The 3059-nt window shown below is 31.8% G+C and carries 2 protein-coding genes and 1 pseudogene; 2 read left to right on the top strand and 1 reads right to left on the bottom strand.

The annotated features are described in order from the left end of the window. The first annotated feature begins 507 nt into the window (after positions 1 to 507). Both AXA65_RS18040 and AXA65_RS18035 read left to right on the top strand, forming a co-directional pair. Positions 508 to 1296, top strand: a complete 789-nt coding sequence (locus AXA65_RS18040) for a hypothetical protein (RefSeq protein WP_063971450.1) — start codon at positions 508 to 510, stop codon at positions 1294 to 1296. Then, complete coding sequence (locus AXA65_RS18035; RefSeq protein ID WP_063971449.1) at positions 1286 to 1702, top strand: DUF1573 domain-containing protein; 417 nt, start codon at positions 1286 to 1288, stop codon at positions 1700 to 1702. The genes AXA65_RS18040 and AXA65_RS18035 overlap by 11 nt, the downstream gene beginning before the upstream one ends. Before the next feature lie 233 nt (positions 1703 to 1935). Here AXA65_RS18035 and AXA65_RS18030 read toward each other — a convergent pair. Then, positions 1936 to 3059, bottom strand: a pseudogene (locus tag AXA65_RS18030) (transposase); the annotation flags it as partial.

Here is a 3059-nt window from a genome sequence, read left to right as displayed (position 1 = left end):
CAAAAACCAATTTTCTTTTTTATTTTTTATTATATTTATAAAAAGAAAATTGGTTTTTGCTACGTTCGGTTTTTATATAACTATTTGGTTTTCAAAGCCCGCACATCGCAAAGCCGTTTCCCGTTGTAGGAAATTTTAAATAAACTTTCCGCACTAAATTTCAAAAATTAAGAAAAAAATCACAAAAAATTTGGTAGATATAAAATTATTCCTATTTTTGGAACACAATAACAAATAAAATTTTTTATGATGAAAAAGAAATTAATTATCGGTGCATTAGCTATTACTTCTGTTTTAGCATTTGCTCAAACTTAAGATGATGAAAATTCAAATTCCGAAGGAAGAAAATTTTGGGGAAGAGATTGCCATGTAAGAGATCTTGGTGGTCCAAATGAAATGGAGGTATGTTGTTACCATGTTTTTTGGATTGGATTTAGCTGTAATCAGGTTTAATTTACAAGCGAGAATTTATTTCTCGCTTTTTTTTACTTTACTACGAAGAGAGCTATGAAAAAGATAATTTTACTATTTGTTGTAATTTCTAATTTCTTATTTAGTCAGAACTTAATTATTAGAGATTTTTATACAAAAAAAGAGATTAGTAATGTTCAAATATTTGATGTAGAAGAAAATAATAAATCACTTAATACAAAGAATTATAAATTTTCTAAAAAAATCTTGATTCAAAAAGAGTTCTATAATGACCTTATTTTAGAAGTTGATCAAATTAGTAATTCAGAAATATTTTTAGTCCCAAAAATCACAGAAATTGAGGAAGTAGTTATTTTGAAAAATAATTTTTTATTTGGGAATTTATCAAAAAATGCAGTAACAGGGAAACTAAATGAAGCAAAAGAAATGGAATCAGTTTGCGCTAATTTACTTGTACTGAATTTTAAATCAAAAATTAGTAATTTCAATTTTTTTATTTTTGATATTAATAAAAAAAGTGAAATTCAATTTGTTGTTTATGAATTATCTGACGGTAAATTAGGAACTAAAATATACAACCAAGTGATAAGCAAATATTCAAAAGGTTGGAATGAAATTATTTTGGAACAAGAATTAATACTTCCAAAAGGAAAATATTATTTTGGCATACAATATATTGTTGACAAAAATGAAAATGATGTATTCACTTTTAAAACCTCTAACGGAATTAGATATTTTAGAGGACCATTAATTGGTTTATCAAAAAACAAAGTAGAAACTGTATTCTTTGGAAAAGAAAGAAATTACAATTTCAATAAGTACAATTTTATGCAATATCTTAAAATATACAAATATGAAGAATAAATCAAATATTATTCTGCTTCATTCATTAGTTTTGTTTTTTTCAATGAGTTGTTCAAAAAAAGACGAAACCTATGTTGATTTAAAAAAAACACCCGATAATGAATTATCAAAAATTTGCTTTCAAAATCTTTTTGACTCTGATACTGTAAAAAGTAATGAATTGTCATTTAAAATCCCAATAAAGAATTGTGGGAAAAATACAATAAAAAAGTTTAAAATTGTTACAACCTGTGATTGCACCTCTATCAGTAAAGCTCCGAAGGAGTTAAAAGCAAATGACACTTATAATTTAGAATTAAAAATTGATTTGAAAGGCGAAAAAGGGTATTACAAAAAACAAATTTTATTATATGGTACTTTCTTTCCATATGTTAAGTACATAAATTTTGAAGGATATAAAAAATAAAACTTCCTACAATAGCTAAGTTTTCGTTGCGTGCGAAGCACGAACAATGAAAACCCTGTTGAACGGAAGCTTCGGGAGCTTTTTTCAGCATTATGGGCTTATCGACGAAGGATTTTAAAGATATTGAAGAGACTTTCAGAAAGGTCTCTTTTTTTGTGACTAATATTGATGGTTTTTCTTGGTTTTATCGTGTTTTCCTTCACTTTTGGGCGTAAATTCCCTTACCCAAAATGCTAGATTTTAGGCGTTTCAAAGTTTTGGCTCATCCCCAAAAACCAACGTGGCGGACCGCGCAAATCGAACGTCGCAATCGTTACCAAATTCCCAACTTTGCAACAACTACATTTCGGCTGAAAAGCTTTGGGTGGAAGTTTTTCCTTGGGCTGAATGCCTAAATTCTGTTGCAGATTTTTAAGCTTCATCCGTTTCCACGTGCTGCTTAGAAAACCATAATGGCGGATTTTTACAAATCTTTTCGGTAAAATATGCATCGAAAAACGGCGGATAAACTCCTCATGGCTCAAAACCATCTGCTTTTTGACGCCTTTCTGCCGGTAATCCTTATAACTGAACGTTACATTTTCCGCATCAACTTTCCTGATTCTCTGGTTGCTGATCGCGATTTTGTGCGTGTATCTTCCCAAATATTCCACCACAGATTTCGGGCTGCCAAAGGGTTTTTTAGCGAAAACTACCCAAGGTTTTTCCCAAAGTTTTTGTCTGAGTTTTTCATAAGTTTCTGCTTCATTTTTTCGATTTTCAAATTGATTTTCATCATTTTCAGTCTGATTTTTATTACATTTTAATGATAACCGATCCTTCAGTTTCTCACAAAATTTTGCCCTGAAAACTTTGCTCAAAGCCTTTACAGGAAACAGAAATTTGCCATCCGAACGAATGTTTTTCCAACTTCCGTCTTGTGTAACTCCACCTCCCGGAACGATGCAGTGCAAATGCGGATGCAGACTCAGATCCTGTCCCCAAGTATGCAAAACAGCGATCATTCCCATTTTTAAACCTCGATTTTCACCAAAGGTTTGCAACGTTTCCCAAGCCGATTCAAATAAAATATCATACAATATTTTCGGAGCATGAAGTGCGGTTTTGTTCAGCACTTCCGGAACGGTAAAAACCACGTGAATTAAGCGAAGCGTATCACGAATACAATTAAAACGAATAATAAAAAATGAGTAAAATAAGGCACAGGAAGCAGTTCGGTTTCCCGGTTTTCCATCCATTTTTCACGGTTTTTGCCCTGACATTTCGGGCAGTGTCGGTTGCGGCAGGAGTTGTAGCTGATGCTTAGATTTCCGCATTCGTCACACGCATCGATATGTCCGCCCAAAGCCGATGTACG

The sequence above is a fragment of the Chryseobacterium sp. FP211-J200 genome, assembly GCF_001643375.1.
In the GTDB taxonomy this organism is placed as follows: Bacteria; Bacteroidota; Bacteroidia; order Flavobacteriales; family Weeksellaceae; genus Epilithonimonas; species Epilithonimonas ginsengisoli.
Note: the sequence above shows the minus strand (reverse complement) of the source record. Positions and strands in the feature narration are given on the sequence as shown.

Bases quoted from the DNA above. Each gene is read 5' to 3' on its own strand.
- AXA65_RS18040 (WP_063971450.1), top strand. From the start codon at position 508: ATGAAAAAGATAATTTTACTATTTGTTGTAATTTCTAATTTCTTATTT.
- AXA65_RS18035 (WP_063971449.1), top strand. From the start codon at position 1,286: ATGAAGAATAAATCAAATATTATTCTGCTTCATTCATTAGTTTTGTTT.